Below are 12,299 nucleotides of genomic sequence, written 5' to 3'. Positions count from 1 at the left end.
TAGTGAGAACAGTTTAATAATAGAGAACGGGAATAATATAATTAAGCCCCAGCCGGTCGGGCGTAGGCCTTGGCATCTTCCAGTGTTATTTCCTGGCCGCTCATGATCACCAGGCGCTCCACCACATTGCGCAGTTCGCGCACATTGCCACGCCAGTCGAGTTGCTTTAAGTACTCCAGCGCATCGGGGGTAATAGTCTTTGGTTTGTTGCCGTAGTCGTTGGCGATGTCCTGCAGGAACTTCTGCACCAGATCAGGTATGTCCTCGCGGCGCTCGTTCAGCGGCGGCACATGCACCAGAATCACGCCCAGGCGGTGGTATAGGTCTTCCCGGAAGGTTTTGGCTTCGATCTCCTCCAGCAGGTTTTTGTTAGTAGCGGCCAGCACGCGCACATCCACCTGTATGTCCTTGTCGCCGCCCACACGGGTGATCTTGTGCTCCTGCAGCGCACGCAGCACCTTGGCCTGTGCCGAGAGACTCATGTCGCCTACCTCGTCCAGGAAGAGCGTGCCGCCATTGGCCTGCTCAAACTTACCGATGCGCTGCTTTACGGCTGAGGTAAAAGAGCCCTTTTCATGGCCGAACAATTCACTTTCGATCAGCTCGCTAGGTATAGCGGCGCAGTTTACCTCAATCAGGGGGCCGTTGGCGCGGTTGCTGTGCTCGTGTATGGCACGTGCCACCAGTTCCTTGCCAGAGCCGTTGGGACCTGTTATCAGTACGCGGGCGTCGGTCGGGGCTACCTTTTCGATGGCCTGCTTTACGCGGCCAAGTGCTTCCGAGGTGCCCACCATTTCGTAGGTCTTCGATATTTTCTTTTTCAGGATCTTGGTTTCCGTCACCAGATTCGACTTGTCCAGCGCGTTGCGCACCGACACCAGCAGGCGGTTCAGATCCGGTGGCTTCTGCAGAAAGTCGTAGGCGCCTTTTTTGGTGGCCTCCACCGCCGTGTCGATGGTGCCGTGTGCCGATATCATGATAAAGGGCGTGTCAGGAGCCATTTCCATGGCTTTTTCCAGTACTTCGATGCCGTCCATACCGGGCATTTTGATGTCGCAGAGCACCACATCGTACTTCGTTCTTCCAATGTGCTGCAATCCTTTCTGCCCATCCTCGGCTTCGTCTACGGTGTAGTTCTCAAACTCCAGGATCTCTTTCAGGGTGCTGCGAATGGCCCGTTCGTCATCTATAATCAGGATTTTGGGCATATGTCTATCGTTCGTTTTATGCTGTAAGTGGTAAGTATAGAAAATAAACAGCCGCTAATCAAGCGGCTGCAGCATTTGTACGATAAATCCAAAAAATTAGCTGTGTGGTCAGGTATAAGCTTGCCTTAGGAGTTGGTAAAGTTGATCACGCTATACAGTTCCGGCTCCAGGAAAGGGCCGCCCGGGTAACCGGCCGTGTAATCGAAGTTGATCCAAAGCTCGCCGTTGGTCTCGTGGAAATGGATCTTACCGCCCGTCACCTCGTCGGGGAAAAGCGAGCGGACAGCGTAGCTTACCTTGTCCAGATCCTCCACCGTGCCCATTTTTACCTCGGTATACATGTGGTTGGGTGAGATCACGATGCGGGCCTCGCCTCCGATGGCCATGATAGAAGAGGCCATCAGGATGGCATAGTCGTCGCAGTCGCCGGCCAGTAGCTGGATGCTCTCGGTAGGCGGGGAGTAGTAGTCGAGACCGAGTGGGTCGTTAACGTAGCGCCAGCTGTTTCGCACATGCTTGAAGAGCGAGAAGTAGCGCACCATTTTGCCATACTTGCGGTAGTACTCATCATGAAAAAAGCGGGTGGAGTTCTCCACGGCAAAGGACCTTACAGCCGGGTGAGTGGGTTGCATGGCACTTTTGACACGGCGCTCCTGAAAATAAGTGCCTTTTACGGGTTTGAAGTAAGACACCTTGCTGGAATTGCTGGTCATGTTCACCAGCATGGCGTTGTAGTCGGCGTAGAGGTTTTCTACAGTATAGTCGTCGAAGGTGCTGTTGAAGAACATAGCGCCCATGATGCCCACAAACGCCAGCAGGATAAGTTTTTTGTTGATACTGGTCACAATCACCGAGATGATCGCCGCCATGATCACGCACAGCAGGAAGTTCAGCTCATAGTCGATGAAGCTGATGGGTGGAAGGTAGAAACTGATCAGGACCGCCATCGGGAACACGATGATGATCTGAATGAACCGAACTAAGAACGTAGTCAGATTAGAGAGCTTGAACAATTGCGTCATGATTCCCTGCTTTTGTGGTTTCTGGCGCCTATAGCCCTTCTGGCTTTATAAGTGCATTGTCTTTTTGATCTTATACCTGTAACGCAAAATCCGGGCCTTTTTACTCACTCATAATCCCGAAAATTTTAAATTTCTTAATTGCGTAGCGGTATGGGCTTAATATCGGCATAATTCTTCGCATTTTGAAGCAGTGGGAGGCGCGATTGCCAAATTTTTCTTCGGATAGAGGTCGCTCAAACAAAAGCCGCAAACGACGTCAGTCGTTTGCGGCTATACCTGTCGGCTATACCTGTCGGCTATACCTGTCGGCTATACCTGTCGGCTATACCTGTCTTCTTGCAAAAGTTGTAGGTAACCGTTATTTGTTTCGCGTATCCCATTCATTTTTGGTAAAGCCTTTAGAGCCAAATAAACTACCAGTCCCAAAATCACTATCCCCAATGTCTATTAATTCTCCTCGAAAGCCACTATCAAGAACAAATTTGATCCTTAAACCGAAGACTGTTTTAAGTTCTAAAGCGTTATCAAGGGAGTTAAAGGCAATCTCATTTATAAAGTGATTGTTCTTAAATCTATCGTCTATTCCCTCTAGTTGAATGTCTTTTACGCCATGTAATTTGAGTAAAGATGTTTTGCCATCAAAGGTGGTGCTAGACCAGAATAAGAATTTCTTCCTTTTTACATTCTCAAAACTTCTTCTTTCCAGTTTAAGCTCAATCGGGCTTTCTATACTTAACTTTTCAAGGTCTTCAAACTCAACACTAGCGTCAAAGATTAGGTGGTTTAAGCTTTCTAAGTCTTGTAAGTCAATTTGGTAAACCATTTCTATACTTTTGTTTCCACCTCTTCTCAGCTATACCTTACTGATACTGGATATACAGCGGTTTCGGGTCTAGCTTGAGAATCTCCTCTGGCGTCATCAGGCGGGAGTTGTTGCGGGTGTCGTTCTTGTAAAACACCTTGAAACCCGTAAACTGCACCGGTTCTTTAACGATAAAGCGGCGATAGGTGTCTTTTTTAAGGGCGGGCGGACCCCAGCCATCCATGTGCATGACCACCTGTACTTCGGGTCTTAATTCAATGTCTTGCGAGTTCTGGATCATGCGCTGCGTGAAGCGGTGCACGATCAGCAGTTTAGGCGGTAAATTGTACTCCTTGGTAATGTCAGCCAGCAAGCCGGTGGCGTAGTTGATGTCTTCCGCGTCAAAGCTACCGATCTTCTTGCCGGGCACTTCGCCGTCCTTCATGGCAAACTCGGCGTCTATGCCCAGGTGCACGTTCGGAAGCTTCAGAAATTGGGTCAGGCGGGGCAGTTCCTCAGGCAGCGTGCTGCGGCCTACCTGCACATCCAGAAACACAATGGCATCCCGCTTCTTGGCCATCTCCAGCACATCCTCGATCATTTTGTCGGTCATGCGCAGGCGGTATTTGTCGCCACGTCCCGGGTGGCCTTGCGCGGTCACTACAATGGCGTGCAGCGCGGGCTGCACCGGCGTCAGCGAGTCGGCTTTGGTCCAGTTGGCGACTTCCTCATCCAGGCGGCTGAGCATTTCCTCCACCGGGTACTCGCCCAGTATACCCATGCGCTTCGACAGCGGATTGCCATAATAGGCGAGAATGCGCTTGTGTGGCAGGATGGCGCCCGGCAGTGGTGCAGGGCCCGGGTATACGGTAGGTGCTTCAGTAGCAGGAGCAGCGGTGGCAGGAATAACGGTTGGTGTTTGTGCAGCCGACGTGTCCGAAGAGGCCGTGCTGGTGCTGTCGGTTGGCTGTGCCGGCAGTTCGTATTTTTCTGTCGTGGCTGGCAGCGTGGCAGAATGGACTTCCTTATCCTGAGTGCAGGAGGCGGAGCCCAGTAACAGAGTGGCCGCAAGCACGGCAGCGGCAGGTTTCAGGTGTTTTTTTAAGGAGTAGGGAGGTAAGTGATTCAGCATGAAGCGTTTGATTGCTTCATGTGTACGGGGCAAAAAGAGGTTCATGTCTCAGGTATACGTAATCGGTGTAAATATCTATTAAAGTATAGATATTTCGTGAGGATACAGCGCCTGGGCCTCCTTTTTTAGTAAAAAACTTATTCGTGGGTATAGTGCCGCTTCAGCCACTGGCTCAGACCCTGCAGTCCCGGAAAGAGCACCCGCTCGGTTATGTTGGCCTGGTCCAGCTTGTCCCGGATCTCCCACTTGAGCCCGGCCGGTATGATGACTTTGAAATACAATTCCGGGTGCTGCTCAAGCCACTGGCTCATATTGGCCCTCGCATTCGACATCAGCGAGAACAAGGCGTACTGGTGCACAATGCGCTCGTCCAGCGACGGCGGCTCCAGAAACACCACAAACTCCTCGGGTTGCAGCAAGGCGAGCTCTTTGAGCGATGAGCAAACAGGCTGCAGGATCTCGGGCGTAAACACGTTGGAGCCTTCCTCCTTGATAGCGGTCTGGAGTTTGAGCGGCAGAAAATCGTTGGCCTTAACATAATCCACGCACCAGATGGCGCCGTCTTCGTGGTAGCTGTCCAGGTTTTGGGTGACAAAGTGCAGCGCTACGTAGGGCGAGTAGGTCCAGTCGAGCAGGCGGGTCGGGAGGCCGTGGTGTTGCGCCACGGCCAGCCAGTTCCAGACCGAGTCGCCGGGCGCGGCGTTGCTGTGGGCGTACTTCCGGAAGTTCCGCAGAATGTGGGGCTCCAGTTCGTAGTAGCGGCTCCCGAGTCGGGTGAGGCTGGTACTCAGGTCATAGCCTTTGCTCCAGCTGCCACGGTATACGTAGGAGGAGCGAAAGCGCTTGATGTGCTCGTTCCAGCTATGGTCGAACAAAGCAGATTGTACCTCAGCCCAGCTGTTTACTATAATTTCGTTTCCGTGTTCCATGCAATCGTTTTGCTGTCTTGAAATAGCAGGCGGTGGGGTGTCGTAAGCGTATACCTGACGGACGGTTTAAATGTTTACCTATCAATAATAGGGAGGTCGCTCCACAATTACAAGCACACCTGTTTATACTTTTGCAGCAAGTTTACTGTCTGTCCTATTTGGCGGAATGCCGGTAATGTTATCTTCAACTTTTAAAAGAGGTCCATCTGTATACCTGCTCTGGTACAGAAGTGCTTGTAGTTGTAGGGCTTCATGCTGCGGCCAGCCATGTAGCGGTTGCGGCTCATCCGAAAAAGCTTGCTGATGGCCTCCGCGAATTTGCCCTCCCCACTCATCCGTGTACCGAAGCGGCTGTCATTCAACTGACCGCCATGGCAATCAGCGATCTGGTTCAGCACTTTCTCGGCGCGGTCAGGAAAGGCCTCCCGGATCCAGTCTTCGAAGATGGGGCCGATGCTGCCGTTGAGCCGCACGATGGTATAGGCCGCGCTGCTGGCGCCCGCCTCGGCAGCGCTTTTGATGATGGCGGGTATCTCAGAGTCGTTCAGGCCAGGTATAATAGGCGCCACCATCACGTTGACAGGTATACCGACCTCTGTTAGTTGCTTCACCACCTGCAGCCGCCGGGCTCCAGTGGCGGTGCGCGGCTCCAGTTTCTGGCGTAGCTTCTCGTCAAGGGTCGTAATGCTGATGTTGACATGCACCAGGTCGAGCTTGTTCAGTTTTTGCAGCAGATCGAGGTCACGCAGGATCAGGGCGTTTTTGGTGATGATGCTGACCGGGTGGCGGTATTCCAGCAGCACCTCCAGCATGCGGCGGGTGAGTTGTTTCTTTGCCTCAATGGGCTGGTAGCAGTCGGTGTTGCCGGCCAGCATGATGGGCATCACCTGCCACTTTTGGTTCTCCAGTTGGCGGGCCAGCACCTCCGGGGCGTTTTCCTTGACGATGATCTTGCGCTCAAAATCCAGGCCGGCGCCGTAGCCCCAGTACTGGTGCGTGTTGCGGGCGTAGCAGTATACGCAGCCGTGCTCACAGCCCTGGTAAGGGTTCATGGAGTAGGCGAGGCCCAGATCCGGACTATCGATCTTGTTCACAATTTTCTTGGGGTGCTCGGCAAAGAATTCGGTTTTGCTGTTGGAGAGCATGGCTTCGTCCAATCCCTCGATGTGCGCAGCCACGTACTCCTGCTTCAGGTAGGGGTTAGCCGGGTTGTACTGTGCGCCGCGGCCTTTTAAAAACTCTTCTGCTTTCATAGGATTTCAGGTATAGTTTAGTCCACATTTATGCACAGCAGCTTTTCCAACTGCGTGGTATAACAGGGCGACTTCTTCTCGCACTTTAGCTGCCAGGGACGGGTGGTACCCTGGGCGGCACAGGTCACCGTGTCACGGCCCCAGGCGCTGTTGAGCTTGTCCAGCGTCTGCATCAGGCGCTGGTGCTTGTCGCGGTCCACGGTGTCGAGCAGGCTGGTCTGCACCTGGTTCTGAGGCCGCAGTTCCGATACGATCACGCCGCTCTTCTTGTAGCGGTAGCCTTCGCGGTAGAGCGCCTGCAGGGCCAGGTTGGCGTAGTGCAGCAACTCCAGCGTGCTGTTGGTGGCCGTAGGCAGCGCGATCGTCTTGCTGTTGAAGTACTGGGCATCGCTCTCCCGGAAACGGTTGGTCTCCAGAAACACGGTAACAGCGCCCGCACAGCTTTTCTGACGCCGCAGCTTGGCCGCACAGCGCGAAGCGTAATTGGCTGTGGCCTCCTGCAACTGCGACAGCGTCGTGACGGGCGCGCCAAAGGACCGGGAGGTACAGATGTGCTGTTTGTTGGGCGCCACCATCTCCAGGTCCTGGCAGGGCTCCCCGCGCAGCTCCCGCACCGTGCGCAGGCCCACCACGGTCAGGTGCTGTTTCACGAAGGCGTCGGAGGCGTTGCGCAGGTCCAGGGCGGTGTGAATGCCAAAGCCGGCCAGCTTGCGGGCATAGCGCCGGCCAATGCCCCATACATCACCTACCTCGGTGCGCCGCAGCGCCTCCTGTATATGCCGCTCGTCGGTCAGCACCAGCACCCCGTCCGCCTTCTTCGATTTCTTGGAGAGCCGGTTCGCCAGCTTGGCCAGCGTCTTGGTCGGAGCCACACCTACCGACACCGGTATACCTGTCCAGGTCCTGACGGTGTTCCGCAACTCCCCGGCATACTGGTTCAGGTCACGGCCGTAGAAGTTGCCCAGGTCCAGGAAAGCCTCGTCGATGGAGTATACCTCCAGGTTGGGTGTAAATTGTGCCAGCGTCTGCATGACCCGTGCTGACATGTCACCATACAAGGTATAGTTGCTGCTGAAAACGTGTACGTTGTGTTGTTCTATTACATCCTTTGCTTTAAAGGCTGGTTCGCCCATCTGTATACCCAGTGCCTTGGCTTCGTTGGACCGCGCGATGATGCAGCCGTCGTTGTTGGAGAGCACCACAATGGGCTTACCCTCCAGCTTTGGGTCAAATACCCGCTCGCAGGAGGCATAGAAGTTGTTGCAGTCTACGAGGGCGAAAAGGCTAGTCATGGCCGCCATTCACCTTATGAAGCGACCATACCACCACGCCCCAGGGTTTAAAATCCATCTCCTCGGTAATCTCTATAGGTGGGAACAGTTCGTTGGCCGGCTGCAGGTATTGCTGCTTGCCTTTCTGCAGGAGCCGCTTTACCGTGAATTCGCCATCCACCACGCCAATGATGATGTGCCCATGGCTGGGCTTCAGCGAGCGGTCTACTACGAGTATGTCGCCGTCGTGCAGGCGGGCGTCGCGCATCGACTCGCCCCGTACCCGCAGCAGGTAAGTGGCAGTCGGGTTTCGGATCAAGACCTGCTGGAGGTTGATCTTGTCTTCTAAATAATCCTCTGCCGGCGAGGGGAACCCCGCCGCTACGTAGCTCTGGCTGATCGGGAGCTCGAGCAGGTCGGGTAAGTCCAGCGGTACGATCTCCAGGTGGTCGGGCAGGGTGTTCAAGGTATAGGCTTTTTCCATAGTGCTGTCTCATTCAATCTCTCTTGTAGAATATCGCTCAAATATATATAGTATTTGCTAATATTGTTGTCATTTGTACTAATATTTTTAGCATTTGGTTGTGCTCCGGGCTAAATGTCCGGGGCAGTTACCAGTAAGGCATCAGAGGGCAATTGGTATTTAGGCAGGTAAGCGGCGCGATGTTGGCTGATAGAGGGTATCCTGTGTTGTATGATTCAGGTAAAGTGTTGCGTGCTGCAAAGAACATGGAGCCAGAGTATAGCCCTTTTTCTATTTTCTGCGTTTAGGGGCTGCATACATTTCAATCAATTCACCTTATATGTTGACAACCCTTTTAGAGAAAACGAGGAAAGCAGCCCTGCTTTTCGCATTGGTGCCCGCCTTGGTACTGACTGCCTGTGACAAGGACAAAGATGATGATGCCAACCCCGGCCATGTGCTCAACCGGAAAGCGGTAGGAGAGAGCGCCCGCGACCTGCTCTCTGCTGAAAAATACGGCAAGATCGTGGTGGAACTGCAGTATGCGCAGGGCTTTGAGCCTACGGCGGCCGCTGTCAGCAATCTGCGCAGCTGGATGGAAAAGTACCTGAACAAGCCCGGCGGCATCATTCTAAAGCAGGCCGCCATCCCGGCGCCCGGCAAAAGCGCCTACACGGCACAGGACCTGGCGGGCATCGAGGAAAAGTACCGCACGGAGTACACCCGGCCTGACACGATCGCGGTCTATTTCTTCTTTGCCGACAGCAGGTATGCAGAAGACACCGAAAATAGCAAGGTGCTGGGGGTGGCTTACCGCAATACGTCCATGGCCTTGTTCGAGCATACCATCCGCAGTATGTCAGGAGGCATCGGGCAGCCAGACAGAACAAAGCTGGAGAGCGTGGTGCTGCAGCATGAGCTGGGGCATATCCTGGGGCTGGTAAATGCCGGCACGCCCATGCAACAGCAACACCAGGACGCGCCGCACGGCCGCCACTGCGACAACAGCAAATGCCTGATGCACTATACTGTGGAGACAGGCAGTGTGGTGCAGAATCTGTTGGGCGGCTATACCCCGGTGTTGGATCAGAACTGTATCAACGATCTGAAAGCCAATGGTGGAAAGTGATTTTAATGAAGCATAACTTCAAGCACGGCTCCTGACTTATACACAGGAGCCGTACTTGTTTTCTGGCCGCAGCATCCTGTCCGCTATACCTTGTTCAACTGCCGGACGGACCAATATTTTTAGAAGCAGACCCTGGCGGAAAATGCGCGACAAAGCTTTACTTTTGGAAAAACTTATACCTGTATGATACAGCGCAGCACGCGGCTCGATGCGGTTCACTACGAACTGTGCGGCCCCATATACGAGAAGGCGAAAGAACTGGAGTTGGCGGGGCACCGGATCACGAAGCTGAACATCGGCAATCCGGCTCCCTTTGGCTTTGACGCCCCCGAGGCGGTCACCCGAAGCATCGTAGACAACCTGCGCCATGCCCAGGGCTATTCCGATCACAAGGGCATTCTACCCGCCCGCGAAGCGATCCGGGACTACTACACGGCCAAAGGTATAGCCGGCATCCATACCGATGATATTTCACTCGGCAACGGCGTGAGCGAGTTGATCCTGCAGGCGGTGCAGGCTCTGCTTAATGAAGGCGACGAGGTGCTGGTGCCATCGCCGGACTACCCGCTGTGGACGGCAGCCGTGCGCTTTTCGGGCGGCAAAGCCGTGCACTACCTCTGCGACGAAGCCTCCGACTGGAACCCCGACCTGGCCGACATCAAAAGCAAAATCACGAGCCGCACGAAGGCCATTGTCATCATCAATCCCAACAACCCGACCGGTGCGGTATATGCCCCGGAGCTGCTGCGGGAATTGGTAGAACTGGCTGCCGCGCACAACCTGGTGCTTTTCTCGGACGAGATCTACGACAAGATACTCTACGATGAAGTAGAATACCGCTCTACGGCCACCTTTTCGGACGAGGTGCTGACGGTCACTTTCAGCGGGCTTTCCAAGAACTACCTGGCGGCTGGTTTCCGGGCGGGCTGGATGCTGGTGAGCGGCAACAAAGCCAAAGCCGGGAGCTACATCGATGGGCTGAACACGATGGCCAGTCTGCGGGTATGCAGTAACGTGCCGGCGCAGTATGGCATACAGGCGGCCCTGGAGGGGTACCAGGAGATGCAGGACCTGGTGCTGCCAACCGGCAGACTGCGGCAGCAACGCGACATCTGCTACGAGAAGCTGATCGCTATACCTGGCATCACCTGCGTGAAGCCAAAAGGCGCCTTTTACCTGTTCCCCAAGATCGATGTGAGAAAATACCGCATAGCCGACGACCAGGCTTTTGTGCTGGACTTTCTGCGGGAGCAGCATGTGTTGCTGGTGCAGGGGAGCGGTTTTAACTGGCAGCAGCCCGACCATTTCCGCATCGTATACCTGCCCGAGCTACAGGAGCTAAGCCAGACCATGGACAAACTGGCGCTGTTTCTGCAGCACTACAAGGGGACAGGTATAGCCACTCCGCGACAGCTGACGGAGTCGCTATAGGTAAAGCCAATTGGTATAAATCAGAAAAGGCTCCTTTAGCGGGAGCCTTTTCTGATTTATGGGGGTACCTGTCAGGGATAGCGCTCACGCTGCAGGTATAGCAAGGTATAGCACGGCGGGAGCTTGTCAGGTATAGCTTATTCTGCCAGGCAGGCTTCCTGCTGGTAGGCTTTCAAATCCGCGAGCAGCGGGATCAGGCGGTCGATGGTCACGTGATCCATCACCACCACTTTATACCAATTGGCATCCTGGTGATTGTCCGGTACGAGGCCATACTTGCTGGCGATGCCCCTGTTCAGGTGCTCGCTGCGGATCGTGATGATGTTGGAGTGCGGGTCGCGGTAGTAGGCTATACCTGCCTTGTCGAGCTCAGCGGCCAGCCAGGCGGCGCGGTTGAGCAGGGTGGTGGTCTTCTCCTCCCAACCGTAGCGGCCGTAAGTCATCAGGATCATCCAGACGGCAATGGCGTTGGCGCCGGAGCGACTGCCGATCAGCGTAAAATCCTCTCCCTCCACGTAGCTGGCCTCCTTGGTATTGGCGTGCTGCATAAAGCCTTTCCGGATCAGGAAGATGCCGGTGCCGTAGGGTGCCTGCACCATCTTGTGCGCATCCAATGTCACGGAGGTGATGTATTTGTTCTGGAAGTTGAGCGTGTTGCCCGGGTTGGTGAACGGGTAGATGAAACCCCCGAAAGCCGCGTCCACATGGATCATAAACTGGCAATTGCTGGCTTCAAGTGCCGCTGCATATATATCGGTGTTATCCACTGATCCAAACATAGTTGTCATCATGTTGGCAACCACTATAAAGTGGCTTTTGCCCTTCGCTTTCTGGGCGGCAATCACCTCTTGCAGGTGGGCCTCGTCGATGGCGCGGGTATCGTCGTCTACCTGCACTGTGGCGATGTCGAGGTCGAAGACGTTGGCGGCCTTGCTCATGGAGTAGTGGCTGTCGCGGGAGCACAGGATGCAGATGCTCTCGTTACGCACACCGTCGCGGTTGCGGAAGTAGTTGCGGTAGATCCAGATGGCCTGCAGGTTGGCCTCGGTACCCCCGGCCGCTACATAGCCATCGCAGCTGTCGGGCTCGGCTTTCAGGATCTGCTCGGCGCACAAGCCGATTAGTTCGCGCTCGATCTGGTGCGTGCCCCTGAAAAAGGATTCGGAAGCGCCCAGGGTATGGCAGCCAATGTGGTTGGGGTTATGGATCAGCGCTGTCAGGAAGGGGGCGTCTTTGAGAAAAGGCGCATCCTGGTAAAATACTTTATTGTCGAGATGGGAGCCAGGTATACCCAGTATGTTCTCGTCATAGAAATTTACGTTCTCGGCCAGGGCATTGAAAACAATCGTTTTGATGGTATCCTTGCTGAGTTTATTCCACTGTTGCATACTCGTAAACGGGGTTTAATGGTAAATAGCGGGCTTTGCCGGCACGATGCCGCCCAATGGCAGAGGCAGGCAAATATACGACTTTGAACAGACATGCTCCCTGCCGGGCAGTACCGGCTCTTCCCTTCCGGATTGCGATTTACGAGTGTCTGCTCCTGAAAACAATGATATAAATCATGCCCGTATAATAAAATCACGGAAAAAACTGGGAACTGAAGTGCCTGTTGTTTTACTTTGTAGTATTAAAGTAAAGCTATTGCAATAGGGTTAT

The 12,299-nt window shown here is 54.2% G+C and carries 11 protein-coding genes; 2 read left to right on the top strand and 9 right to left on the bottom strand.

Translation table 11 applies throughout. The annotated features are described in order from the left end of the window. Positions 1–41: 41 nt before the first annotated feature. The 8 genes from IEV97_RS01760 to IEV97_RS01725 form a co-directional block, all read right to left on the bottom strand. A complete protein-coding gene (locus tag IEV97_RS01760; protein WP_188499783.1) occupies positions 42–1,208 on the bottom strand; it encodes a sigma-54-dependent transcriptional regulator in 1,167 nt (388 codons plus the stop codon). 125 nt (positions 1,209–1,333) lie between these two features. Continuing rightward, positions 1,334–2,230: a transglutaminase domain-containing protein gene (locus IEV97_RS01755; protein WP_188499782.1), complete on the bottom strand. Its 897-nt coding sequence runs from the start codon at positions 2,228–2,230 to the stop codon at positions 1,334–1,336. A 358-nt stretch (positions 2,231–2,588) separates the two neighbouring features. Then, complete coding sequence (locus tag IEV97_RS01750) at positions 2,589–3,053, bottom strand: hypothetical protein (RefSeq protein WP_188499781.1); 465 nt, start codon at positions 3,051–3,053, stop codon at positions 2,589–2,591. 37 nt (positions 3,054–3,090) lie between these two features. Continuing rightward, complete coding sequence (locus tag IEV97_RS01745) at positions 3,091–4,164, bottom strand: hypothetical protein (RefSeq protein WP_229733742.1); 1,074 nt, start codon at positions 4,162–4,164, stop codon at positions 3,091–3,093. 137 nt (positions 4,165–4,301) lie between these two features. Further along, positions 4,302–5,093: an FRG domain-containing protein gene (locus IEV97_RS01740; protein WP_188499779.1), complete on the bottom strand. Its 792-nt coding sequence runs from the start codon at positions 5,091–5,093 to the stop codon at positions 4,302–4,304. 191 nt (positions 5,094–5,284) lie between these two features. Next, the gene (locus tag IEV97_RS01735) at positions 5,285–6,346 is read right to left on the bottom strand and encodes a PA0069 family radical SAM protein (RefSeq protein ID WP_188499778.1); all 1,062 of its coding nucleotides are present in this window, start codon (positions 6,344–6,346) and stop codon (positions 5,285–5,287) included. 17 nt (positions 6,347–6,363) lie between these two features. Further along, positions 6,364–7,638 carry a Y-family DNA polymerase gene (locus IEV97_RS01730; protein WP_188499777.1) on the bottom strand — a complete coding sequence of 425 codons (1,275 nt, stop codon included), beginning with the start codon at positions 7,636–7,638 and terminating at the stop codon, positions 6,364–6,366. Continuing rightward, positions 7,631–8,101 carry a LexA family protein gene (locus IEV97_RS01725; RefSeq protein ID WP_188499776.1) on the bottom strand — a complete coding sequence of 157 codons (471 nt, stop codon included), beginning with the start codon at positions 8,099–8,101 and terminating at the stop codon, positions 7,631–7,633. Before IEV97_RS01725 ends, IEV97_RS01730 begins: the two co-directional genes overlap by 8 nt. Before the next feature lie 319 nt (positions 8,102–8,420). Here IEV97_RS01725 and IEV97_RS01720 point away from each other — a divergent pair, with 319 nt between their 5' ends. Next, positions 8,421–9,209, top strand: coding sequence for a zinc metalloprotease (locus IEV97_RS01720; protein ID WP_188499775.1), 789 nt, complete (start codon positions 8,421–8,423; stop codon positions 9,207–9,209). A 183-nt stretch (positions 9,210–9,392) separates the two neighbouring features. Continuing rightward, positions 9,393–10,640 carry a pyridoxal phosphate-dependent aminotransferase gene (locus IEV97_RS01715; protein WP_188499774.1) on the top strand — a complete coding sequence of 416 codons (1,248 nt, stop codon included), beginning with the start codon at positions 9,393–9,395 and terminating at the stop codon, positions 10,638–10,640. A gap of 137 nt (positions 10,641–10,777) precedes the next feature. Here IEV97_RS01715 and IEV97_RS01710 read toward each other — a convergent pair whose 3' ends face one another. Then, on the bottom strand, positions 10,778–12,028 hold the full coding sequence (locus IEV97_RS01710; protein WP_188499773.1) for a pyridoxal phosphate-dependent decarboxylase family protein: 1,251 nt from the start codon (positions 12,026–12,028) through the stop codon (positions 10,778–10,780). Positions 12,029–12,299: the final 271 nt, after the last annotated feature.

This window comes from Pontibacter amylolyticus (assembly GCF_014638845.1).
Lineage (GTDB): Bacteria > Bacteroidota > Bacteroidia > Cytophagales > Hymenobacteraceae > Pontibacter > Pontibacter amylolyticus.
This window is presented reverse-complemented; position numbering and strand designations above follow the sequence as displayed.

What these genes read in the sequence shown, in the direction of transcription:
- IEV97_RS01760 (WP_188499783.1), bottom strand. Translation starts at nt 1,208, where the DNA reads ATGCCCAAAATCCTGATTATAGATGACGAACGGGCCATTCGCAGCACC.
- IEV97_RS01755 (WP_188499782.1), bottom strand. Translation starts at nt 2,230, where the DNA reads ATGACGCAATTGTTCAAGCTCTCTAATCTGACTACGTTCTTAGTTCGG.
- IEV97_RS01750 (WP_188499781.1), bottom strand. Translation starts at nt 3,053, where the DNA reads ATGGTTTACCAAATTGACTTACAAGACTTAGAAAGCTTAAACCACCTA.
- IEV97_RS01745 (WP_229733742.1), bottom strand. Translation starts at nt 4,164, where the DNA reads ATGCTGAATCACTTACCTCCCTACTCCTTAAAAAAACACCTGAAACCT.
- IEV97_RS01740 (WP_188499779.1), bottom strand. Translation starts at nt 5,093, where the DNA reads ATGGAACACGGAAACGAAATTATAGTAAACAGCTGGGCTGAGGTACAA.
- IEV97_RS01735 (WP_188499778.1), bottom strand. Translation starts at nt 6,346, where the DNA reads ATGAAAGCAGAAGAGTTTTTAAAAGGCCGCGGCGCACAGTACAACCCG.
- IEV97_RS01730 (WP_188499777.1), bottom strand. Translation starts at nt 7,638, where the DNA reads ATGACTAGCCTTTTCGCCCTCGTAGACTGCAACAACTTCTATGCCTCC.
- IEV97_RS01725 (WP_188499776.1), bottom strand. Translation starts at nt 8,101, where the DNA reads ATGGAAAAAGCCTATACCTTGAACACCCTGCCCGACCACCTGGAGATC.
- IEV97_RS01720 (WP_188499775.1), top strand. Translation starts at nt 8,421, where the DNA reads ATGTTGACAACCCTTTTAGAGAAAACGAGGAAAGCAGCCCTGCTTTTC.
- IEV97_RS01715 (WP_188499774.1), top strand. Translation starts at nt 9,393, where the DNA reads ATGATACAGCGCAGCACGCGGCTCGATGCGGTTCACTACGAACTGTGC.
- IEV97_RS01710 (WP_188499773.1), bottom strand. Translation starts at nt 12,028, where the DNA reads ATGCAACAGTGGAATAAACTCAGCAAGGATACCATCAAAACGATTGTT.